This is a genomic window from Cedecea sp. AS113 (assembly GCF_037152415.1).
Classification (GTDB): domain Bacteria; phylum Pseudomonadota; class Gammaproteobacteria; order Enterobacterales; family Enterobacteriaceae; genus Cedecea.
The window spans coordinates 1-21,170 of sequence record NZ_JBBCMI010000026.1 but is presented as its reverse complement, the minus strand read 5'-3'; the positions used below and the strand labels follow the sequence as shown (position 1 = coordinate 21,170).

25 protein-coding genes and 1 pseudogene are annotated in these 21,170 nt (G+C 56.0%); all 26 read left to right on the top strand.

The features are described from left to right. Positions 1-289 precede the first annotated feature (289 nt). On the top strand, positions 290-685 hold the full coding sequence (gene traM, locus WFN87_RS21845; protein WP_336819721.1) for a conjugal transfer relaxosome DNA-binding protein TraM: 396 nt from the start codon (positions 290-292) through the stop codon (positions 683-685). 184 nt (positions 686-869) lie between these two features. After that, the gene (locus WFN87_RS21840) at positions 870-1,568 is read left to right on the top strand and encodes a hypothetical protein (RefSeq protein ID WP_336819720.1); all 699 of its coding nucleotides are present in this window, start codon (positions 870-872) and stop codon (positions 1,566-1,568) included. Continuing rightward, entirely contained in the window at positions 1,544-2,050 is a 507-nt protein-coding gene (locus WFN87_RS21835) for a TraY domain-containing protein (RefSeq protein WP_336819719.1), read from the top strand. Before WFN87_RS21840 ends, WFN87_RS21835 begins: the two co-directional genes overlap by 25 nt. A 65-nt stretch (positions 2,051-2,115) precedes the next feature. Next, entirely contained in the window at positions 2,116-2,466 is a 351-nt protein-coding gene (gene traA / locus WFN87_RS21830) for a type IV conjugative transfer system pilin TraA (protein ID WP_336819718.1), read from the top strand. 150 nt (positions 2,467-2,616) lie between these two features. Continuing rightward, positions 2,617-2,922, top strand: a complete 306-nt coding sequence (traL, locus tag WFN87_RS21825) for a type IV conjugative transfer system protein TraL (protein WP_060446825.1) — start codon at positions 2,617-2,619, stop codon at positions 2,920-2,922. Between the two features lie 14 nt (positions 2,923-2,936). Then, positions 2,937-3,503 (top strand): type IV conjugative transfer system protein TraE, encoded by a 567-nt coding sequence (gene traE / locus WFN87_RS21820; protein ID WP_025759824.1) that lies wholly within the window; start codon positions 2,937-2,939, stop codon positions 3,501-3,503. After that, positions 3,490-4,233: a type-F conjugative transfer system secretin TraK gene (gene traK, locus WFN87_RS21815; protein WP_045911930.1), complete on the top strand. Its 744-nt coding sequence runs from the start codon at positions 3,490-3,492 to the stop codon at positions 4,231-4,233. The genes traE and traK overlap by 14 nt, the downstream gene beginning before the upstream one ends. Further along, positions 4,220-5,614: an F-type conjugal transfer pilus assembly protein TraB gene (gene traB / locus WFN87_RS21810; RefSeq protein WP_058670648.1), complete on the top strand. Its 1,395-nt coding sequence runs from the start codon at positions 4,220-4,222 to the stop codon at positions 5,612-5,614. The genes traK and traB overlap by 14 nt, the downstream gene beginning before the upstream one ends. Before the next feature lie 21 nt (positions 5,615-5,635). Then, a complete protein-coding gene (gene traV, locus WFN87_RS21805) occupies positions 5,636-6,175 on the top strand; it encodes a type IV conjugative transfer system lipoprotein TraV (protein WP_125885546.1) in 540 nt (179 codons plus the stop codon). A gap of 119 nt (positions 6,176-6,294) precedes the next feature. Next, positions 6,295-6,519, top strand: coding sequence for a TraR/DksA C4-type zinc finger protein (locus tag WFN87_RS21800; protein WP_016674195.1), 225 nt, complete (start codon positions 6,295-6,297; stop codon positions 6,517-6,519). 3 nt (positions 6,520-6,522) lie between these two features. Then, positions 6,523-6,708, top strand: coding sequence for a hypothetical protein (locus WFN87_RS21795; RefSeq protein ID WP_016674194.1), 186 nt, complete (start codon positions 6,523-6,525; stop codon positions 6,706-6,708). After that, on the top strand, positions 6,692-7,096 hold the full coding sequence (locus tag WFN87_RS21790) for a hypothetical protein (protein ID WP_336819716.1): 405 nt from the start codon (positions 6,692-6,694) through the stop codon (positions 7,094-7,096). The genes WFN87_RS21795 and WFN87_RS21790 overlap by 17 nt, the downstream gene beginning before the upstream one ends. After that, positions 7,086-7,652, top strand: coding sequence for a conjugal transfer pilus-stabilizing protein TraP (gene traP, locus WFN87_RS21785; RefSeq protein ID WP_336819715.1), 567 nt, complete (start codon positions 7,086-7,088; stop codon positions 7,650-7,652). Before WFN87_RS21790 ends, traP begins: the two co-directional genes overlap by 11 nt. Continuing rightward, positions 7,645-10,275: a type IV secretion system protein TraC gene (traC, locus tag WFN87_RS21780; protein ID WP_336983738.1), complete on the top strand. Its 2,631-nt coding sequence runs from the start codon at positions 7,645-7,647 to the stop codon at positions 10,273-10,275. Before traP ends, traC begins: the two co-directional genes overlap by 8 nt. Next, positions 10,272-10,619: a type-F conjugative transfer system protein TrbI gene (trbI, locus tag WFN87_RS21775; protein WP_011201813.1), complete on the top strand. Its 348-nt coding sequence runs from the start codon at positions 10,272-10,274 to the stop codon at positions 10,617-10,619. The genes traC and trbI overlap by 4 nt, the downstream gene beginning before the upstream one ends. After that, positions 10,619-11,266 (top strand): type-F conjugative transfer system protein TraW, encoded by a 648-nt coding sequence (gene traW / locus WFN87_RS21770; protein WP_008324132.1) that lies wholly within the window; start codon positions 10,619-10,621, stop codon positions 11,264-11,266. The genes trbI and traW overlap by 1 nt, the downstream gene beginning before the upstream one ends. Before the next feature lie 2 nt (positions 11,267-11,268). Then, positions 11,269-12,255 carry a conjugal transfer pilus assembly protein TraU gene (traU, locus tag WFN87_RS21765; RefSeq protein WP_336819746.1) on the top strand — a complete coding sequence of 329 codons (987 nt, stop codon included), beginning with the start codon at positions 11,269-11,271 and terminating at the stop codon, positions 12,253-12,255. 15 nt (positions 12,256-12,270) lie between these two features. Further along, complete coding sequence (gene trbC, locus WFN87_RS21760) at positions 12,271-12,900, top strand: type-F conjugative transfer system pilin assembly protein TrbC (protein ID WP_336819713.1); 630 nt, start codon at positions 12,271-12,273, stop codon at positions 12,898-12,900. Further along, entirely contained in the window at positions 12,897-14,750 is a 1,854-nt protein-coding gene (gene traN, locus WFN87_RS21755) for a type-F conjugative transfer system mating-pair stabilization protein TraN (protein WP_336819712.1), read from the top strand. Before trbC ends, traN begins: the two co-directional genes overlap by 4 nt. Positions 14,751-14,781: 31 nt before the next feature. Continuing rightward, positions 14,782-14,970, top strand: coding sequence for a conjugal transfer protein TrbE (gene trbE, locus WFN87_RS21750; protein ID WP_165723321.1), 189 nt, complete (start codon positions 14,782-14,784; stop codon positions 14,968-14,970). Between the two features lie 30 nt (positions 14,971-15,000). Continuing rightward, on the top strand, positions 15,001-15,750 hold the full coding sequence (gene traF, locus WFN87_RS21745) for a type-F conjugative transfer system pilin assembly protein TraF (RefSeq protein ID WP_336819711.1): 750 nt from the start codon (positions 15,001-15,003) through the stop codon (positions 15,748-15,750). A 16-nt stretch (positions 15,751-15,766) separates the two neighbouring features. Beyond that, positions 15,767-16,015 carry a type-F conjugative transfer system pilin chaperone TraQ gene (gene traQ / locus WFN87_RS21740; protein WP_011901838.1) on the top strand — a complete coding sequence of 83 codons (249 nt, stop codon included), beginning with the start codon at positions 15,767-15,769 and terminating at the stop codon, positions 16,013-16,015. Then, entirely contained in the window at positions 16,005-16,559 is a 555-nt protein-coding gene (gene trbB, locus WFN87_RS21735) for a type-F conjugative transfer system pilin assembly thiol-disulfide isomerase TrbB (RefSeq protein ID WP_336819708.1), read from the top strand. Before traQ ends, trbB begins: the two co-directional genes overlap by 11 nt. Next, positions 16,552-16,980 (top strand): conjugal transfer protein TrbF, encoded by a 429-nt coding sequence (locus WFN87_RS21730; RefSeq protein WP_336819707.1) that lies wholly within the window; start codon positions 16,552-16,554, stop codon positions 16,978-16,980. Before trbB ends, WFN87_RS21730 begins: the two co-directional genes overlap by 8 nt. Continuing rightward, entirely contained in the window at positions 16,967-18,337 is a 1,371-nt protein-coding gene (gene traH / locus WFN87_RS21725) for a conjugal transfer pilus assembly protein TraH (RefSeq protein ID WP_336819706.1), read from the top strand. Before WFN87_RS21730 ends, traH begins: the two co-directional genes overlap by 14 nt. Continuing rightward, positions 18,337-21,060: pseudogene (traG, locus tag WFN87_RS21720) on the top strand (conjugal transfer mating-pair stabilization protein TraG); the annotation flags it as partial. The gene traH and the pseudogene traG, both read left to right, overlap by 1 nt. Positions 21,061-21,170: the final 110 nt, after the last annotated feature.

Below are 21,170 nucleotides of genomic sequence, written 5' to 3'. Positions count from 1 at the left end.
ATGTTTTTTAAATTCCACTCAGTTCCAGAGTGGAAGTTTATAAGATTCATTTGCGACTACTGTATGAATCATTGGATATTCATTAATGATTCATGTACGATTCACGATATATATTTCATAACGTTGTGTGATGGTGGATTGTCGGCAATTCGCCATGTGAATCGCCGACGATTCGTCATAAAACCACTGGATGAATCGCCTGCAATCCGCCGGATGTATTGACGGTGGGAAGGCGCTATTCGACAGTCAAAATAATATCCTTCCACAGCACAAAAAAAGGAGATGAGCTTTGGCAAAGATACAAGCATATGTAAGCGACGACGTGGTAAATAAAATAAATGCTATCGTCGAACAGCGTCGTGCAGAGGGGGCCAGGAAAGAAGATGTCAGTAGTTCGAGCGTTATATCGATGCTCGTTGAACTAGGTCTGCGTGTCTATGAGGCGCAAATGGAACGTAAGGAGTCGCCGTTCAACCAGATGCTTTTCAATAAAACTATTCTTGAAGCCGTACTTAAAACACAGTTTATTTCCAGTAAGCTTCTCGCAATGGAGTCCATGAGTCCACATATTGCAGGAAACGATAAGTTTGAGTTCAGGAGAATGGTTCAGAATATTCGAGATGATGTTAAAGAGATCGTGGAAACCTTCTTTCCAGAGTCAGGTGAAGAAACCGATAATGATTAACTATATAGATGTCTTAAAAATCACATTTAACTGTGTTTTTTTAATGACAAGTACTGAAGGTAAAGGTATATTTTATCAGTGTCCTAACTAAAATTTGATTGTCGGCAAGTTTTGTCGAATCGCTGGTACCCAGGGATTGAGCCCCTAAGTACCAGCTACCCACACAGCCTAGCAAGGAGGTTATATGAGTGCGCGCGATCTTATGCGTTCTTCTGATTCCAGTCAATCACAACAAGAAGCAACAGGATTCAAAATTTTTGATAATTCTGAAATTCCTATCTGTATCAGAAATTCTTCTGGTGTCTTTGTATATTCAAATCACAATTTTTCGAATGTTATAAAAGGCTGTGAATATGACTCTGCCTTCTGGTTTGAAAAACTCCCTCTTGAAATTAAATGTTTGCTACTTGAGAGTGAAGTAGAGGCTCTTGCAAATGCAGATGTAGCCATGATTAAGAGTGTTATTATAGAGGGGTCTTTTTACTGGTGTGTATTGTTTCAAGTAATCTATATCAATTCTGAGATATTCATTGCATGGAGTTTTTTAAAAGATGTTGTCTTTAGTAGTTTAAATAGCAAATGCATTTCCTATGTTGCGGGAGATGTGAGTTATTTAAAGAACCCTGCATTAGTTCTTGAGCCTGGTGTATATCAGAGTTTCTGTCTTTTCTTTAGCGGCTTTAGCCACGAATTTATTTCAAAATTATTATGCGTCACGTCTGGCACATCTAAGAATAGGATTTCTAAATCCTATTCGATCATGGGCGTGGATAACAAGGACGATATGATCTTATACCTAAAAGCTAACTCATTTTTGCCAAGTGTGCACAGATATGCGTTTGAGTTGATAAGTGCTAAATGCAGCCATTTATTAAAATGGTAGCTTGTTCTGTTATGGATTTGTTAATAAATGCGTTACTTTTAGTATATCGTTCGGACGGTGGCTTTGAGTTATTATGTCTTTATCGTGATTTTAATAAGGAGGTTGTGATGAGGAGATATAGCAGCTCTCCAGCATTGGGAAATACCGTCAGACTCAAACTCGATTCTGTGACAGAGAGTTTATTGCGTTCTGCTACGTCGAGAAGTGGCAGAAGTCGCGGATTCGAGGTTTTTTTTAGGGTCAGAGATCACCTCAATAGATTCCCTATGTTCAGGGTTATGGATAATCCAGACTTTTCTAAGAGTTTTTTTGTGACCGTCAGGTTTGATGAGGAAACTAACTTAAAACTGATCAATGCAAAAAACCGAAGTGGATGGTGTAAGACTTATGAAGTACGGGAAAGGCTTCATGACCATCTGATCAAGTTCCCCGACTTTTACAATGCTGAAATGGTGGAGGTGATACCTAATAATTTCGACTGAATGGCATTAACGAATTATTGGCCTTTTTTATGGCTGTTTCATTAACATTTAAAGGATTAATAAATATGACTGATGTATCTGTTATTCACGCTGTACCCGCGACCCCTGCAAAGAAAAAATTCAGCAAAGTCGCGTTACTCAAAGCGCTGAAGTTTGCCCTGCCTGTCGCAGCCCTTGCTGCGTTTTTCCCTGAAACGGTTCTGGCCTCGACTGCGGGTAAAGATCTGATGGCCAGCGGCAATGAAACCGTTAAAGGAACATTTGGTAAAGATTCCAGTGTGGTTAAGTGGGTTATTCTTGCCGAAGTTCTGGTGGGGGCGGTGATGTATATGACGACCAAGAACCTCAAGTTCCTGGCGGGCTTTGCGATCCTGTCCGTATTCATCGCCGTAGGTATGTCTGTCGCAGGATACTGATATCCAGCGACAGCCGTTCAGAGCCACTTCCGACTATTAAATTCCGGTTTAATTCTGAATGCCCTTCACGAGCATTCACGGGAGGGCTTTGCCTGTAATCCGGCTGGCAGGTATTTCCATACTGCCAGCTGTACCGGAGACGGAACATATATGGCAGATGAATCTCTCAAAAAATATCGCTTTCCCGAAACCTTGACGAATCAGAGCCGCTGGTTTGGCCTTCCTGTGGATGAACTTATTCCGGCCATTATCTGCCTGGGGTGGGGATTCTGGACCCAGCATTATATTCCCGGAATTATCGCTGCCGTACTGGCCTATCTCGGAATCAAAAAGCTCAAGAAAGGGCGGGGCAGTTCATGGCTGCGGGACCTGGTCTACTGGTATATGCCGACCGTTCTTCTCAGGGGAATATTTCACGATGTTCCCGACTCATGCTACCGCCAGTGGATTAAATAGACAGGAATAATCAGATGGAACACGGAGCACGATTAAGTACACAGCGGGTTATTGCCATCGGCTTTATTGCTATGGGGGTGGTTATTCTGGGAAGCATCACCACCAATGTTATTCAGGCCGTCAACAACTACCGCCTTCAGAATGAGCAGAAGTCTATCGTCACGCCAATGCTTTTCAACGCGCCGTTTGCCGTGTCGCAGAACCAGGCGGATGCCTCCTACCTGCAGCAGATGGCCCTGTCGCTTATCGCCCTTCGCCTGAATGTTACCCCGGAAACCGTTGATGCCTCTCATGAGCAGCTGCTGGCCTATGTCAAACCCGCAGCGCAGAACGAGCTGAAAATCCGGCTTGCCGAGGATGCGAAGCGCATTAAGGACAACAACGTTAACTCGTCTTTCTATATGACCAGCGTGAAGGTTTATCCGGCAAGCAGCCGCGTGGACGTGCGGGGCCAGCTGAAGACCTGGATAGGCGACTCGAAACCGTATCCCGAGCTGAAACAGTACGTTCTCAAGTTCGAGCGCGAGGACGGCATCAGCTGGCTCAGTCACTTCGGAGAAATCACCGATGAACAAAAATAGTCGCCGTGCGCTGCTGGCGTTGCTGATGCTCGCGTCCGGTCAGACGGTCGCCGCACCCGCTGCGCTTTCTGCCACGATTGTTCCGCTGACGAACGGCGGACAGGCCAGCATCGCGGTCAGCAACACCGACCCGAACCTTTTCACGGTCGCAGGTGACCGCGTGACGGCCCTGACCAGCCTCGACGGTGAGCTGACGCGCCAGGAACAGACGGCAAGCGGCGGTGTGATTGTCAGCACCCTCAACAAGAAGCCTTTCACGTTTATTCTGGAAACCGAACGCGGCCTCAACTTCTCGGTACAGGCTGTGCCGCGTGCGGGCGCGGGGCGAACCATCCGGCTGGTCAGCGAGCTATCCGGTACGGGCGAAGCGGCGCGCACCTGGGAAGAGTCCTCCCCCTACGAGGCCACGCTGGTTTCCCTGAGCCAGCATCTGCTGGGCGGGCAGCTTCCGTCCGGCTGGCAGGCCATTCCCGTCACGCATGAATCCCTCAACGCTCCCGCCGGACTATCAGCAGTCCCGGAGCGCGTCTGGGTGGGCAATCACCTTAAGGTGGTGCGCTATCGCGTCACCAACAATACCGGAATGGCCCGCAACATCGCGGAAAGCGACTTCTGGCAGAGCGGCATTCGCGGCGTGCTGTTTGGTGAAGCCTCGCGTCAGCTGATGGCGGGCGGCGCCCTGCAGGTCTTCATTATCAGCAGCGGAGGTGCGGCTGATGGCCAGCATTAATTCAGTGGTGAAGCGCAAGCAGTTTATCTGGCTGGGTATCGTGCTGGCGACCGTGGGCGTGGTGGGCGGCGGCGGCTGGTATCTGGCGGATGCACGCTACGAGGGCAGCAGCGATGCGGCAGCCGCCGGCGAGCCTGCGCCCGATATGACCGGCGTGGTGGACAGCACCTTTGACCAGAAGGTGCAGCAGCATGCCACGACCGAGATGCAGGCTACCGCCTCCGAGATGCAGAAGCAGTATGCCGAAATGCGCCGCGAGCTTGAGCTGCTCAGCAAGGGGCAGGCAGGCTATCAGCACCAGATTGACAAACTCAGTCAGGATAATGCGGCGCTTTCCGCTCAGGTCAGCGCGCTGGGGGCGAAACCCGTCACCGCATCGGGCGAGCCTGCCCCGCAGCCGCCAGTGCCTGCGCCGGGGCCTGAAGGTGAGCCGCAGCCGACCGGTTTCCCGCCGCAGACGGGGGCCGTCCCGCCGCCGACCGCGTTCTATCCGGGTAACGGCGTCACGCCGCCGGCGCAGGTACAGTACCAGCCCATTCCCGTACCCAACCAGCTGCGCCGGCAGTCTTTTGCCCGCAGCGACGAGAGCAAAGGTCCGTCCCTGCCGTACATCCCGTCGGGCAGCTTCGCCAAATCGATGCTGATTGAGGGGGCTGATGCCAACGCCTCCGTAACCGGTAACGAGTCCACGGTGCCGATGCAGCTGCGCATTACGGGCAGGGTGGAAATGCCCAACAGCAAAAGCTACGACCTGACCGGCTGCTTCATCGGGCTTGAGGCCTGGGGCGACGTGTCCAGCGAACGCGCCATCGTACGCACCCGCAACATCAGCTGCCTGAAGCACGGCGTCACCATCGACCAGCCCATTGCCGGACACGTGAGCTTCCGGGGTAAAAACGGCATCAAGGGCGAAGTGGTGATGCGAAACGGCAAAATCCTCGGCTGGGCATGGGGTGCGGGTTTTGTTGACGGCATCGGTCAGGGGGTGCAGACCGCGTCCCAGCCTTCGGTCGGACTCGGCGCCACGGCATCCCTCGGCGCGGGTGACGTGATGAAGATGGGGATTGGCGGAGGCGCCTCCAAAGCCGCCCAGACCCTCAGCGACTACTACATCAAACGCGCAGAGCAGTACCACCCCGTCATTCCTATTGGGGCGGGTAACGAAGTGACCGTTGTCTTTCAGGACGGTTTTCAGCTGAAAACCATTGAAGAGCTGGCGCACGAGAATGACAGAAGCAAAGCGGAGGGCAGCGACCGCAGTCCGGTTCCGCCGCCGTCAGTCCCGCAGGGCGGCATGAACGGGTTCAGTACCGACCAGATGCTCAACCAGCTGGGCAGGCTTAACCAGAGCCAGTTTATGCCGAAGGCCGACTCACAGTAACCCCACGTAAAGGAACCGCAAATGAACAAGACAGTGCCTGTTGCGCTCACGCTGGCCAGTCTCCTGACGCTGTCGGGATGTGCCGGTACAACGAGCGATTTTGAGTGTAACGCGACGACATCCGACACCTGCATGACCATCGAGCAGGCCAATGAGAAAGCCAAACGACTGGAGGAGGCCAGCACGGTAAAGCCGGGTGCGACATCGCTGCCACGCCTGGCTGAGGGTGATTTCCGGACCCGGTCCGTGCAGCCCCTCACGCTGGCGGCTGAACCGGTGCATGCCATCGCATCCAGAAATACACCGCTGACGGGTGCGCCAACTCTCCCCCGCCCGCAGCCGCACTCAGCCTCACGGGCGCCGCTCTCCACGGTCACGCCGGTTATTGCGCCGCCGCCAGGGCGCGAGTCCATCGTGGACCCGAGGCCGCTTCGCGTCGGTGAAAAGACGGCCGGGCTGTGGATCGCGCCCTATATCGATACGCAGGACGTTTATCACCAGCCGACGCGGGTGTTTTTTGTTGTGAAACCCTCAGCGTGGGGAACCCCGCGCGTTAACTGAAACCTGAACCGCCACCGCGTGTGGCGCCCATTTTAACAATCCGTCGTTATCACGCGTGCCCTGAAACGTGAAAAGGGATGGGCGGTAGCGTGTCCGGACAGTGTGAGCAGGGAGCGTTGATGGCAGACGAACTCGATCTCCTGCAGGAGCAGGACGAATTGCTGAACCAGCTTCATATACAGGCCGCGAGGCAGCGGTCCTGCCTGGAGGGCAAAAGCCGTAAACGGTGCGAATGCTGTGGCAATCGCATCCCCCTCAGGCGGCAGCAGGCCATCCCGGGCGTACGTACCTGTACGGAATGCCAGCGGGTTCTGGAAATACGACAAAAACAGTATCTGAGGTGACCGATGGGAAGAAGAAAAACCAATGTGATGGTCGTGGGGAAAACCGGTAGCGGTAAGACAGCCATCAGCGTTGATGTTATGCGGACCTTTTTATCAGAACGACAACTCCGCGACTGGCGTGAATTGCGCAAAGACATTCAGAACGATGGCAAAAAACCAGGAGACGAACATCATGACAACCAGGGATAACGCTGGTCCGGGGAAAACCCGTCACCTTAACGATATTACGGCCTGCTGCGAGGCGCAGGGGATGCGTGTCATCTGTGTTAATGCCGCAGAGCGCGACTTCTGGCTTTCAGCGTCTCAGCAGAGCGCTCCCGCCCTAGACGGGAAGGCTGGGATTTCTCAACACATAATGCAACGCCAGCGTGGGCACTGTCTGTTCCTGGGTAAAGCAGGCTCAGGTATGAGCGTAACAAAACAGCAGATGACCCGGGTTTTCCTGGCGAAGTCTGACGTCAGCCGGATTAAAGCGCTGTACAGCGGAGAGGTCGGGGAGAGGCTGGCGGAGGCTATCAGACACAACTGCAGCGTCTGGTTTCCGCTGAATCCCGGAGGTAACGGGAATGATGCTTAAGCTTCTGTCCGTCCTGCTGTATTGCCTTAGATGGCTTGCCTGGGCTTTTCACTATCTGATTATCTGGCCTGCCGCCACGCTGATGCTGCTGGTTGCCATGCTTTTGTGGATGGAGAACACCACGCCCGGAGAGGCGATGGCGCAGGAAATTATAGCCGTCACGCATAACGTCAGCAGTGGCGAGTTTCGTATTGCGGCCTGCCGCGATGAACCTTTAGACCCCTTTATACCTCCAGCCCCGCAGGGCAAGTCCTCCGGCCTCACGCTGCATGATGCTCCCTCAGCTGTCTGCCATAACCGGGGCAGCGTCGTCACCGATGCTAAAGGATATGCCGGTCATGTTGACGGAGCGCTGAGTGCGTTTAAGTTGCTGTGGATTGTGATGGCCATTGTGTTTTCAGGGGCGGCGCTGCTTATGGGATGCCGTCCGTATTTCTGCCTGTACGGTCAGATGCGCTCAGCGCGTTTTCGCTACGGTATCCCTGCCAGCCGCCCGGCCCCTGCGACGGAAACGGTAAAAACGGCCGACAATAAAAAGGGGGATAACCGTGAGTAATCCACTGGATACCGTCACCCGCACGGTCAACTCGCTGCTGACGGCGCTGAAGATGCCCGATGCGTCCTCTGAGGCGAACGATGTCCTCGGGCAGATGCGCTTCCCGCAGTTCAGCCGTGTGCTGCCGTACCGCGACTACGATGCGGAAACCGGCCTCTTCATGAACGAGAAGACGATGGGCTTTATGCTGGAGGCGCAGCCCATCAACGGCGCCAACGAAACTATCGTGTCGTCGCTGGAAAATCTGATGCGCACAAAGCTGCCCCGCGAGGTGCCGGTGGCCGTTCACCTGGTGTCCAGCCATCTGGTGGGTCAGGATATCGAGTATGGCCTGCGCGAGCTCTCATGGACGGGGGAAAAGGCCGATACGTTCAACGCCATCACCCGCGCCTACTATCTCAGGGCCGCAGAAGAAGGGTTCCCGCTACCCGATCACCTCAACCTGCCGCTGACCCTGCGTAACTACCGGGTGTACATCTCCTGCTGCGTCCCCCGCAAGCGCGGGAGCAAGGCCAGCGTAATGGAGATGGAGAACCAGGTGAAAATCATCCGCGCTTCGCTGCAGGGGGCGCAGATAGCCACCCGCAGCGTGGACGCGGATGCCTTTATCCGCATTGCGGGCGAAATGATTAACCATAACCCGGATGCGCTGTATCCCACCGAACGGGAACTGGACCCGCTCAAGGATCTGAACTACCAGTGCGTGGACGATACCTTTGATCTGAAGGTGAAGGCCGACTACATGACGCTGGGGCTGCGCGGTAACGGTCGCAACAGCACCGCGCGCATCATGAACTTTCAGCTGACCAAAAATCCGGAGCTGGCCTTCCTCTGGAATATGGCCGACAACTACAGCAACCTTCTCAACCCGGAACTGTCCGTTTCGTGCCCGTTTATCCTGACGCTCGTCCTCAGCGTGGAAGACCAGGTAAAGGCGCAGAACGAGGCCAACCTGAAGTTCATGGATCTTGAGAAGAAGTCCAAGACCAGCTACGCCAAGTTCTTCCCGGGCGTGGCGCAGGAGGCAAAAGAGTGGGGCGATCTGCGCCAGCGCCTGTCGTCCGGGCAGTCCTCGCTGGCGAGCTATTTTCTGAACGTGACCCTCTTCTGCCGCGATGACCAGGAAACTGCGCTGAAGGTCGAGCAGGACGTGCTGAACAGCTTTCGCAAAAATGGCTTCGAGCTGATTTCCCCGCGCTTTAACCATATGCGCAATTTTCTCGTGAATCTGCCGTTTATGGCGGGCGGCGGCCTCTTTAAGCAGCTGCGCGAGTCCGGCGTGCTGCAGCGCGCCGAAAGCTTTAATGTCGCCAATCTGATGCCGGTGGTGGCGGACAGTCCGCTGGCCACTTCCGGCCTGCTGGCGCCGACCTACCGCAACCAGCTGGCGTTTATCGACCTGTTCAGCCGCGGCATGGGTAACACCAACTTCAATATGGCGGTCTGTGGCACCTCCGGCGCGGGGAAAACCGGGCTTATCCAGCCCCTGATACGCAGCGTCATCGACTCCGGCGGCTTCGCCGTGGTGTTCGACATGGGCGACGGCTACAAGTCCCTGTGCGAGAACATGGGCGGTGTCTACCTCGACGGCGAGACGCTGAAGTTTAACCCGTTCGCTAACGTCACCGACGATACCATCGATGAGATGGCCGAACGCCTGCGGGACCAGCTGTCCGTGATGGCCAGCCCCAACGGCAACCTGGACGAGGTGCACGAAGGTCTGCTGCTCAAGGCGGTGAAGGCCACCTGGCTTACGAAGAAAAACCAGGCGCGCATTGACGACGTGGTGGACTACCTGATGATGGTCCGCGACAGCGAGGAGTACAGCGGATCACCGACCATCCGCAGCCGCCTCGATGAGATGGTGGTGCTGCTGACCCAGTACACCCGCGACGGGGTGTACGGCAGCTACTTCAACTCCGACGAACCGTCCCTGAAGGACGAAGCCCGGATGGTGGTGCTTGAGCTCGGCGGACTGGAGGACAGGCCGTCCCTCCTGGTGGCGGTGATGTTCTCGCTCATTCTCTACATTGAGAACCGCATGTACCGCACGCCGCGCAGCCTGAAGAAGCTCAACGTGATAGACGAAGGCTGGCGCCTGCTGGACTTCAAGAACAACAAGGTCGGGGCGTTTATCGAGAAAGGCTACCGTACCGCCCGCCGCCATACAGGTTCGTACATCACCATTACGCAGAACATCGTCGATTTTGACTCGGAAACGGCTTCCAGCGCCGCCCGCGCGGCATGGGGTAACTCGTCCTACAAAATTATCCTCAAGCAGTCGGCTAAAGAGTTCGCCAAGTACAACCAGCTGTACCCGGACCAGTATTCGCAGTTGCAGCGCGACATGATTAAGGGGTTTGGCAGCGCGAAGGACAACTGGTTCAGCAGCTTTATGCTGTCGGTTGAGCACCTGACGTCCTGGCACCGCCTGTTCGTCGATCCGCTCAGCCGGGCAATGTACTCCTCGGACGGTCCGGACTTTGAGTTTCTGCAGCAGCGACGCCGGGAGGGGCTGAGTATTCACGAAGCCGTCTGGGAGCTGGCGTGGAAAAAATCCGGGCCGGAAATGGCCGCGCTGGAGCGCTGGCTTCACGAGCATGAAGGGAAGACCATCTCATGAAAAAACACGTACTCATTAACGCCGCGCTGATTGCCGGCACGCTGGCTGCGAGCGCAGGCGTCAGCTGGCTGGTCTGCCAGCTTAACCGTCCTGTGGTTGTGGCCTTCAACATGAAATCCACGGTGGATGCCTTCTTTGACAGCGCCGGTCGCCGTTCGCTGGACGAGGCGCAGACAAAAGCACTCTCAGACCGCTTTAACGCGTCACTGGAGGCCAGCCTCCGGGACTGGCAGATCCGCCATCGTGCCCTCATCCTTGTCGCACCTGCCGTGGTGCAGGGGGCGCCGGATATCACGCGTGAAATCCAGACTGACGTGGCCCGCCGGATGAAGGAGGGGGCGTGATGCGCGCCCTTGCCCTGGGCCTGACGCTGCTGACCGGCAGCGTGACGGCCGCTGACCTCGGGACGTGGGGCGATCTCTGGCCGGTGGCGGAGCCGGATATGCTGACCGTTATCGAAAGCCGGCTGCAGACGCTGGCGCAGTCCGGCGAGATGGACAAAAAGATGGCGGAGTTTAAGGCGCGCGTGGTGCGCAACAGCCAGCGCCCGCCTGCCGTTGAGGGAATAACCCGCGCGGTGCGCTACGAGCGGCGCTGGTTTGACCCGAGCGTGCGGGTGGACAAGGCGCTTGCCGACGACAGGGGCAACGTGTTTGCTCAGGCGGGGCAGGTCTTTAATCCGCTTGATGTGGTGCCGTTTAACGAAACCCTGCTGTTTATCAACGGCGACGATGCGGAGCAGCTCGCGTGGGTACAGCGACAGAAGCCTGACACCCTGATCACCCGCATCATTCTGGTTCAGGGCAACATTCCGCAGACGTCGGAGAAGCTCGACAGCCGCATTTTCTTCGACCAGAACGGGGTGCTGACCGCCCGGTTCGGCATAAGCCAGGTGCCGGCGCGGGTAACGGCGGCACCCAGCGGAAAGCGCCTGCAGGTGGAAATCATTCCGCCCGATATGGCGCAGCATGATGCAGGAGGTGTCCGGTGAAAATGCTGACCGTCTCTCTGTTCGGGCTGCTTCTGTGGGGTAACAGCCACATGGCAGCGGCGGACGCCGCCTGCGAAGGGCGTTTCGTCAATCCGATCACCGATATCTGCTGGCGCTGCATGTTCCCCCTGTCGCTCGGCAGCACAAAAGTCACGGGCGGGGATTTACCGGACACGTCCAATCCCGGGAGTCCGATACAGTTTTGTCCCATGCCACCCCCGGTATTTCAGCGCGTAGGCCTGGCAATAGGGTACTGGGAGCCGATGGCCATGACCGATGTGGCGCGTTCACCGGGCTGTATGGTGAACCTCGGCGGATTCACCGTTAATCTCGGGAAAATGGGGATGGGCACCGCCAAAAAAGATGACAAACAGGTCAATGGCGCGTTCTACCATGTGCACTGGTACAAATATCCGCTGACGTACTGGCTCAACATCATCACCTCTCTCGGGTGTTTGCAGGGCGGCGATCTGGATATCGGATACCTGTCTGAAATTGACCCAACATGGGGGGACAGCGCCCTGACCTCCATTCTGAATCCGGAGGCGGTCATTTTTGCTAACCCCATCGCGCAGGGCGCATGTGCCGCCGACGCGGTGGCCAGTGCAGCAAAAACGTCGGTTGACGCGCTGTTCTGGTGCGCCGGATCGCAGGGGTCAATGTATCCCTTTAACGGCTGGGTGAGCAATGAGTCCAGCCCCCTGCAGTCTTCCGTTCTGGTCAGCGAGCGCATGGCGTTCAAGCTGCACCGTCAGGGCCAGATACTGGAGAGCGTGGGGGCGGACCGCGCGGTCTGCTTCGAATACCCGTCTCCCATTATCCCGAAAGAGCGCTGGCGCTATCAGATGGTGAACATGTTCCCGGATGCGGCGCAGTGCCATCCCTTCGGCCGCACCGTCATGCGCTGGGAAACGGGGCGTAACCCGCCGAACACGAAGAAAAACTACGGCTATCTGCTCTGGCGCAAGCGTAACTGCGTCTTCCTCTGAGAAAAGGAAACTTCCATGAAAACTCTGTCCGGTCTGACGGTGGCGCTGCTGCTGTCAGCATATTGTTGCACTGCGCTGGCGTCAGGGGCTGATGATGCGAACCGCGAGTTTATTCGTCAGCAGGAGTCTTTCAGCCAGCAGCTGAGGGGGCAGGACAACGCGCCGCTGCGCCAGATTCTGGAGCAGCAGGTGCGCCAGAACCCTCTTTCAGCAGACGACGCCCGCTTTATCGGGGGGCTGAAACAGCGCCAGCGCGAGGACCAGCAGGATAAACCCACGCACGGTGCCCTGTATTTCGTCTCCTTTGCCATCCCGCAGGCGGGGCTTAAGCGCATGCTGACCGAGGCGCGCCGCTACGATATTCCCGCCACCCTGCGGGGTATGGTCAACAACGACATGAAAAGGACGGCAACCGCCGTGATGGCGCTTGTTCAGGACGGCTCAGCCAGCGGCGTCGCCATCGACCCGACCCGCTTTCGTGAGTACGGGATCACCAGCGTGCCGTCCCTGGTGGTGTACTGCGAGGCGGGCCACGACGTGATTCGCGGCAATCTTCATCTGAAGCAGGCGCTGGAAAAGGTGGTGGAGAAGGGCGAGTGCAGGGATGAGGCGCAACAGCTGCTCAATAAAGGAGATGCCCGATGAAAAGAGCAATACTGATGCCGGTGCTGGCCATTGCCACCACTATGGCGGGCGTGAATGCATTTGCTGATGCTGACGCGCAGTACAGGGCGGGGGCTGATTTTGCCCGTCAGGTACAGGGGCAGGGTGAGAGCAGCCTGAAAAACTTTAACCCCTCAGCGTCTATTCCCAATTATACCGCCTCACCCGGTGAGAAAAAGTACTATGGCGGCGTGACGGCGACCGGTGACGGTGCGCTGAAAGCGGACGGTACCACTGGCTGGACTACTAATGAGGCCACAAAGGCCGTCACCGACTCGTTTGTTAACAACCCGAAGGAGCCCATTTCACCCGACGCGCCGTTTATTAAGGCAAGCCAGGATGTTCAGTCCCGCGCAGATACCATCATCGGCAAAACGGGGCAGACGCAGTGTGAAGCGCAGAATATCAGTCGCAGCGAGTTCACCAACTATACCTGTGAGCGCGATCTGCTGGTTGAGCAGGCCTGTACGCGCACGGCCAGCATTACCGGCCACTATGAAGATACATCTGAAACAAAACAGATTGTTATCCAGTCTCAGAATATTTCGTTTGCTTCCTCCGAAGCAGGATACACAGGAACATGGACTGCGCCGGTGACAGGGAAGGTTGTTGCTGCAACAGCTACCTATTCCTGGAATAAACGTCTGGCGTTCAGTAATCCTAACTGGTTTATGCGAGTAACCACGCCTTTCGGGTTGATTTCCATGGATAACGATACCGGTAGTCTGGCGCTGAGTAGCGGCATGCAGCTGAAGAAAGGCGCAGGGATGGTGTTTTCCATTCGTACCAGGAGAAACAATCCCACTACAGATTCAATCTGGAAGCACAGCAATATGCGCTACAGCTTCACCGTTACGCTCCAGATTGAAATTCCCTCCAAAAAATGGGTACCAGACGTGGTCTGGAACGAATCCTGCCCGTTCAGCAAGAGCGAAGGTACGCTCAAAAAGACGGAATGTATTGAGCCGGGGAGCACAAAAACGGTGGTGGTTGACGGCGTGTCATACCCGGTCACGCAGGCTTGCTGGAAGTACAAAGACACGTATATGACCCAGGCTGCTGACAATGGCACCTGCAAAACCTACATGAACAATCCGGCCTGTACGCTTGCCTCACGCACCTGCGCCTTCACGGCAGAAGACGGCAGCGGCTGCCTGCATGAATACGCGACGTACTCCTGTGAAACACGTACTTCCGGCCAGGTGATGATATGTGGCGGCGACACCTTCTGTCTCGATGGTGACTGTGAGCGGGCGCAGAACGGTAAAAACAACGATTTTGCACCTGTCGTTTCGGCACTCGCCGCGCTGGCCGCTGCGGGCAAGGACGTGGCAGCCATTAACAGCGTTAACGTACGCGCCTTTACCGGCAGCGCGAAGTTCTGCAAGAAGTTTGCGGCAGGCTTCAGCAACTGCTGTAAGGACGGCGGCTGGGGCCAGGACGTCGGGCTTGCCAGGTGCAGCAGCGAGGAGAAAGCGCTGGGCAAGGCCAAAGAGAATAAGCTCACGGTCAGTATCGGTGAGTTCTGTTCAAAAAAAGTGCTCGGCGTCTGTCTGGAGAAGAAGCGCAGCTACTGTCAGTTTGACTCTAAGCTGGCTCAGATAGTGCAGCAGCAGGGACGTAACGGTCAGCTTCACATCGGCTTTGGCAAGGCCAGCAGCCCGGACTGTCGCGGCATCACCCAGACTGAGTTGCAACAAATCAAGTTCGACAAACTCGACTTCTCGAACTTTTTCGACGATCTGCAAAAGAACAAGAAAATCCCGGATAACGACACCCTGACGAAGCGCGTCCGCGAGGAAATCGCCGCGCAGCTGAAGAACAAACAGTAAGCCACTCATTACTCACTCAGGACTCTCCATCATGAAAATTAAAGGATTTACTGGACGCCTTATCATCAGCCTGATTGTCGCCTCACCGGTGCTTTACTGGTGCGGGAATATCGTTGATGAAACATCGCGCATCGATGTGTTTTTTATGGCGCTGATGGTTGTGCTTTTCGTGGCCGGAGTTCTGCTGGCGTGGCTGTTAAACCCGCTTTTCAAACGATAACCGACCTGCTTCGGGATAAGGAAGGTTCCAGTGAAAAAGAGAAAGACAGCGTTAGCGCTGCTGCTTCTTGGCAGCGTTTTTTCCGCCACCGGAAAAGATGCCGGCTGGCAGTGGTACAACGAATCGCACAGAATGCCGGAGGATGACAAATCCTCTTCAGCACAGCCTCAGCAGGCCTCGCCGGACATCATGGATAAGCTTGCCACGCTCCAGCAGGCCACGAAGCGGGCGATGTACGAGGCCATTCTGTATCCGGGCGTGGAGAACTTTACCCGCTACTTCCGCCTGCAGAACTACTGGACGCAGCAGGCGGGGCTGTTCTCGATGAGCGCTAAAAAGGCGATGCTCGAGCACCCCGAACTGGACTACAACCTGCAGCACAGCCACTACAACGGTACCGTGCGCAACCAGCTGGCGGCGGACTTTGCCGACCAGCGCCGCGCCATTGAAACGCTGGCTCAGCACTATGGCGTGATGTTCTTCTACCGCGGACAGGACCCGATCGACGGCCAGCTGGTTCAGGTCATTAAAAACTTCCGCGAGACGTATCACCTCAGCGTCATTCCGGTCTCCGTGGACGGTATCGTGAATCCACTCCTGCCGGATACCCGAATGGACGGTGGACAGGCCAGCCGGCTGGGTATTCGTTACTTCCCGGCGCTGATGCTGGCCGATCCTAAAAGCGGGACGGTCAAACCCGTCTCGTATGGCTTTATCAGCCAGGATGACCTGGCGAAGCAGTTCCTCAACGTTTCCACAGATTTTGCCCCCAACTTTTAATACAGGGAGAGTTCGCATGCGTAAATTCCGTTTTCGCCTGCCTGAGTTCGACGTGCCCGGATTATGGGTGCTGAGCCTCGGGATATGGTTTCACATTGTTTCCCGCCTGGTCCGGCGCGAGCCGGAGATGGCCATTCTTCTGGCGCAGATAATCGGCGTCTCGATGGTGCTCTGGGGGGGATACCGCATTATCAACCGCTGGATTGATGCTGCCCGTGAGGCCGAAAAGGCCCGTGATGCCGGAGGATGCCGACATGAACCTTAGACATACCGTGTTTACCGTGGCGCTCATGACCCTCAGTCTGGCCACACAGGCTTCCACAATGGACGAGATCAAATCGTTATGGCATCCACAGGGGGCGCGAGCGTCGGGATCTCTGCCAGCATCCCCGGAAGACCCTGAAGCTAAGCCACTTCCGGCGAAGCAGCCGGTCTGGTACCGCCTCAGCAACGGGCGTCAGGTCAATCTGGCCGACTGGAAGGTCGTGCTGTTTATGCAGGGACACTGCCCGTACTGCCACCAGTTTGATCCGGTCCTGAAGTCGCTGTCGGCACGGGTGGGGTTTGGGGTGATGGCCTACACCATCGACGGTCAGGGGGATGCGTCCTTTCCCGATGCGCTGCCCGCGCCGCCGGAGGTAATGAAAACCTTTTTCCCTAACCTGCCCGTGGCCACGCCAACCACCTTTCTCGTCAACGTAAACACCCTTGAAGCCCTGCCCCTGCTGCAGGGCGCGACCGACGAACAGGGCTTTATGGCCCGCATGGATACGGTCCTTCAGATGCGCGGAGTGGGTAACAATGGCTGATCAGAACAATGCAGAGGAACACGACATGATGACTTCCGGAATGCTTCAGAGAGCTACGACGCCAGAGTTAATCGCGCTCAGGGAACGGAAAGAGGACGCACGGTTCGGCGTTTATGCTGAGTGGGCGGGCATTTTGCTCATTGCCGGCGTGCTGTCGCGCGTCTTTATGACATACGTTTTCAATGCCTGCGTCGGCGACTGGCTCAGGGACGGTCACCTGCAGCTGAAAGATTTGTGGAACGTGTTGATGTACGTCATTCCACTGATATTTATCGCGCTGAGCGGCGGGCTTGCCGTTGCAGGTGGCGTTTATGCAATCCTGAACTCGCTTTATACGAAAGGGCAAATGTTCATACTAAAACGAAAAATGGGAAAACTCGCCCTGCAGGCGAGCCGGGAGGGTGCCGATGTTCGTCCGTAAACCTCTCTCCATACTGTGTGGCCTCCTTCTTGCGTGTTCAGCGAGCGTGAGTGCCGACGTGAACAGCGACATGAACACCTTCTTTAATAAGCTGGGCTTTGACTCCAATACCAGCCAGCCACAGGTCTGGCAGGGGCAGGCGGCGGGCTATGCTACGGGCGGCTCGCTCTACGCCCGCACGCAGGTAAAAACCGTCCAGCTGGTCTCCATGTCGTTACCCGACATCAACGCCGGGTGCGGGGGCATCGATGCCTACCTCGGCTCGTTCAGCTTCATCAACAGCGACCAGCTGCAGCGCTTTGCCAAGCAGATTATGTCCAACGCGGCGGGCTACTTCTTTGACCTCGCCCTGCAGACCACCGTGCCGGAAATCAAGACCGCAAAAGACTTCCTGCAGAAGATGGCCAGCGACATCAACAGCATGAACCTCAGTTCCTGCCAGGCGGCGCAGGGGATTGTCGGCGGTCTGTTTCCGCGCACCCAGGTCTCCCAGCAGAAGGTCTGCCAGGACATTGCCGGCGAGAGCAACATGTTTGCAGACTGGGCGGCATCCCGCCAGGGCTGCACCGTGGGCGGCAGCCTCGACAAGGTGCGCGACAAGGCCGGTACCGCTGATAAAGAGCGCATCACTAAAAACATCAATATCATCTGGAATGCGCTCGGCAAGAACGGCATGTTCAGCGGGAATAAAGAACTCAGGGAGTTCATCATGACGCTCACCGGCACCCTGATTTTTGACGAGAAGGGTAACATCACGCCGCTGCCTGCCCGCACCACGGATCGTGACATTATTAAGGCCGTGATGGAGGGCGGCACGGCGAAAATTTACCACTGCAACGACAGCGAGAAGTGCCTGAAGGTGGTGGCCGACGCGACCGTCACCATAACCGAAAAGAACGCGCTGAAGAATCAGATCAAGGACATTCTCTCCAGCATCCAGAACAAGGCTGCAACCGACACAAAGCTGACCGAGAAGGAGAAGGGCTTTATCTCCGGCACCACCATCCCGGTGTTCAAGTACCTGGTGGACCCGATGATGCTGGGCGTCTCGGACAGCCTCGTCTACCAGCTGACGGACTACATCGGCTACGACATTCTGCTCCAGTACATCCAGGAGATGGTGCAGCAGGCGCGCGCCCTGATGGCAACGGGCAACTATGACCAGGCCGTTATCGACAGCATCAATAACAACCTCAACGAGGCCACGCGACAGATAGCCTCCTTCCAGGCCCAGGTGCAGGTACAGCAGGATGCGCTGCTGGTTGTTGACCGCCAGATGAGCTACATGCGCCAGCAGGTTTCGGCGCGGATGTTGCAGCGCTATCAGAACAACTATCACTTCGGGGGAGCGCGCTGATGCAGGCGATTTACGTTATCGCGGGCGGCGACTGGCTGAGCCAGACGCTGAACGCCATTGTGGCCTTTATGAACACGGACAACTGGGTCATTATCCGCCGGATCGTGACCGCGCTGTCTGTGCTCGTCGTGGCCATCACCTGGATACGCCGTCACAACGTGATGGATATGCTGGGCTGGATAGGTACCATCGTCCTGATGTCCCTTCTGGTGAGCGTGCGCACGCCGGTACAGATTATCGACAACAGCGATCTGACGAAGGTGTATCAGGTGGACAACGTGCCCGTCGGGCTGGCGTTGCCGGCGTCGCTGACGACCACTATTGGGCACGCGCTGGTGCAGGGCTATGAGATGGTCTTTTCTCAGCCGGACAGCGTGACCTACAGCAAGACCGGGATGCTGTTCGGCGCGAATCTGGTCGCGCGCAGCACCGACTTTTTGTCCAAAAATCCTGAAATCACCACGCTTTTTGCGGACTATGTGCAGAACTGCGTGATGGGCGACATCTTCCTCAACGGGAAGTACACCCTGGACGAGCTGATGAACAGCACCGATCCCTACACCATTATCTTTTCTAAACCCAGTCCGCTGCGTCAGGTACAGAACTATAAGAAGTTTACGACCAGCGGTGATAACGGACAAACGGAGATAAAGGCGTTTTTATCCTGCGAAGAAGCCGCAGTTATCCTCAAACAGAAGCTGGGCCTTGATACCCAGACCGGAGGAAAAAGCTGGAGCTACTACGCACGCTGGCTGTTTGGCGGACGTCCGAATCCCGACCTGCTCCTGAGCCAGATGCTCGGCGAAAGCTATAACTATTTTTATAACTCCGGGCAGAGCGCCTCGCAAATTATCCGCCAGAACGTGACGATGAATGCCCTGCGCGACGGTATCATGGGCTATGCGGCCCGCAACGGCGATACCTCAAGCCTGCTCAACATCGCCACCACGTCCTCAATGGAGAAGCAGCGGCTCGCGCACGCAACGGTCGGGCAGGTGGCCCTGCGCTCGTTGCCCATGTCCCAGACGCTGATAGTCGGTCTGATTATCGGGATATTCCCCCTGATGGTGCTGGGAGGGATGTTTAACGCCGTCACCCTTAACGTGCTGAAGGGGTACGTGCTGGCCATCATGTGGGTGCAGAGCTGGCCGCTGCTTTACGCCATCCTCAACAGCTGCATGACCTTCTATGCGAAAGCCAACGGCTCGCCGGTGGTGCTCTCTGAGCTGTCGCAGGTGCAACTTAAATACTCGGATCTGGCCACCACGGCGGGCTATCTGTCGATGCTTATCCCGCCACTGGCATGGGGGATGCTGAAAGGTCTGGGCTCCAGCTTCTCGAATCTCTACAGCCACCTGGCGTCCTCGGCCATCAGTCCGGCGGCAACGGCGGCGGCAGGGTCAATCGACGGGAACTATTCCTACGCCAACATGCAGACCGAGAACGTGAGCGGCAACAGCTGGAATACCAACAGTTCGACCATGTTCGGCCAGATGAGTCACCAACTTGCCAACGGAGCAACGTCCACACAGATGCGTGATGGCAATACCGTGACTGACTCCACCCAGGCCGCGAGTAAGCTGCCCGTGAGTATTAATTTTGCCCGTCAACTGGCCTCAGCGCAGCAGGAGATGGCACGCGAGGCCCAGACGCAGTCCCAGAGCGCGATGCAGAGCTTTAGTAACAGCATGTCAAGCACATGGCAGACCCTCAGCCAGTTTGGCACCAACCGGGGTAGCAGCGACTCGATGACGCAAGGCGCTGACAGCACGATGAGCGCTCAGGACTCCATGATGGCCAGCAAGATGCGCACTGCGGTCGAGAGTTATGCGAAAGCGCATAACATCAGTAATGATCAGGCGACTCAGGAATTGGCGACCAGAAGCACACGTGATTCACTTGGGATTTACGGCGATGTAAATGCTAAAGGAAGCACGGGGCTCAAGATTTTAGGGAATGGAGTTGAATTAAGCGGCCAGGCTGGTGTTAAGGCCGGTATTGATTTTACTGATGATGACATGCATCAAGCAAGCAGTAGTTCACGTTCAAGTCAGGATGCGCGTCATGATGTAGATGCGAAAGCTTCTCAGGACTTTAAAGAGGCCAGTGATTACTTTACCAGCCGCAAGGTCAGTGAGTCCGGAAGCCATACTGATAACAACGCCGCCTCACGCGCCGACCAGCTGTCTGCGTCACTTAGCTCTGCAAAACAAAGTCTCGAGCAGTACTCGACCAGCCAGGCGCGCAGCAAGGAATATGCTGAAATGGCGTCCCGTACCGAAAGCATGAGTGGTCAGATTAATGAGGACCTGAACCAGCAGTTTGCCCAATACGTTCGTAAGCAGGCACCACATGATGCCGACAGGCTGCTGACAGATACTGCTTCGCCTGAAGTGGCTGGTAAGCGCAGAGAGCTTGCCTGGTCGTTCGTTCAGGAGCAGGTTCAACCAGCTGTTGATACGGCGTATTCCTCAGGACGATCGGAAATTGGGACCTCGATGCAGGGGATTTCATCGGGAGGAAACAAAGAGGCTGTTATGGCTGACCACCAGTCTCACCGGGATGCAATAGAGGAACGCACAATGTCCAGTGGAATAACAGACAACGTTAAAGATAAGGTAGACAACATGGTCTCTGTTAACAATCAAAGTATCGGCGGAACGCACGTTCAAATCACTGGAAAATCAGAAAACATTGAAAATGAGTACAACACCTTAAAAAACGGTGATGCTGCCAACTTACTGATTTAGTGTATGATGGTGTTTTTGAGGTGCTCCAGTGGCTTCCATTTCTATCAGCTGTCCTTCCTGCTCCGCTACTGAAGGCGTGGTGC

Coding starts and splice junctions, on each gene's coding strand:
- WFN87_RS21840 (WP_336819720.1), top strand. CDS start 870: ATGAGTGCGCGCGATCTTATGCGTTCTTCTGATTCCAGTCAATCACAA.
- WFN87_RS21835 (WP_336819719.1), top strand. CDS start 1,544: ATGCAGCCATTTATTAAAATGGTAGCTTGTTCTGTTATGGATTTGTTA.
- traA (WP_336819718.1), top strand. CDS start 2,116: ATGACTGATGTATCTGTTATTCACGCTGTACCCGCGACCCCTGCAAAG.
- traL (WP_060446825.1), top strand. CDS start 2,617: ATGGCAGATGAATCTCTCAAAAAATATCGCTTTCCCGAAACCTTGACG.
- traE (WP_025759824.1), top strand. CDS start 2,937: ATGGAACACGGAGCACGATTAAGTACACAGCGGGTTATTGCCATCGGC.
- traK (WP_045911930.1), top strand. CDS start 3,490: ATGAACAAAAATAGTCGCCGTGCGCTGCTGGCGTTGCTGATGCTCGCG.
- traB (WP_058670648.1), top strand. CDS start 4,220: ATGGCCAGCATTAATTCAGTGGTGAAGCGCAAGCAGTTTATCTGGCTG.
- traV (WP_125885546.1), top strand. CDS start 5,636: ATGAACAAGACAGTGCCTGTTGCGCTCACGCTGGCCAGTCTCCTGACG.
- WFN87_RS21800 (WP_016674195.1), top strand. CDS start 6,295: ATGGCAGACGAACTCGATCTCCTGCAGGAGCAGGACGAATTGCTGAAC.
- WFN87_RS21795 (WP_016674194.1), top strand. CDS start 6,523: ATGGGAAGAAGAAAAACCAATGTGATGGTCGTGGGGAAAACCGGTAGC.
- WFN87_RS21790 (WP_336819716.1), top strand. CDS start 6,692: ATGACAACCAGGGATAACGCTGGTCCGGGGAAAACCCGTCACCTTAAC.
- traP (WP_336819715.1), top strand. CDS start 7,086: ATGATGCTTAAGCTTCTGTCCGTCCTGCTGTATTGCCTTAGATGGCTT.
- trbI (WP_011201813.1), top strand. CDS start 10,272: ATGAAAAAACACGTACTCATTAACGCCGCGCTGATTGCCGGCACGCTG.
- traW (WP_008324132.1), top strand. CDS start 10,619: ATGCGCGCCCTTGCCCTGGGCCTGACGCTGCTGACCGGCAGCGTGACG.
- traU (WP_336819746.1), top strand. CDS start 11,269: ATGCTGACCGTCTCTCTGTTCGGGCTGCTTCTGTGGGGTAACAGCCAC.
- trbC (WP_336819713.1), top strand. CDS start 12,271: ATGAAAACTCTGTCCGGTCTGACGGTGGCGCTGCTGCTGTCAGCATAT.
- traN (WP_336819712.1), top strand. CDS start 12,897: ATGAAAAGAGCAATACTGATGCCGGTGCTGGCCATTGCCACCACTATG.
- trbE (WP_165723321.1), top strand. CDS start 14,782: ATGAAAATTAAAGGATTTACTGGACGCCTTATCATCAGCCTGATTGTC.
- traQ (WP_011901838.1), top strand. CDS start 15,767: ATGCGTAAATTCCGTTTTCGCCTGCCTGAGTTCGACGTGCCCGGATTA.
- trbB (WP_336819708.1), top strand. CDS start 16,005: ATGAACCTTAGACATACCGTGTTTACCGTGGCGCTCATGACCCTCAGT.
- WFN87_RS21730 (WP_336819707.1), top strand. CDS start 16,552: ATGGCTGATCAGAACAATGCAGAGGAACACGACATGATGACTTCCGGA.
- traH (WP_336819706.1), top strand. CDS start 16,967: ATGTTCGTCCGTAAACCTCTCTCCATACTGTGTGGCCTCCTTCTTGCG.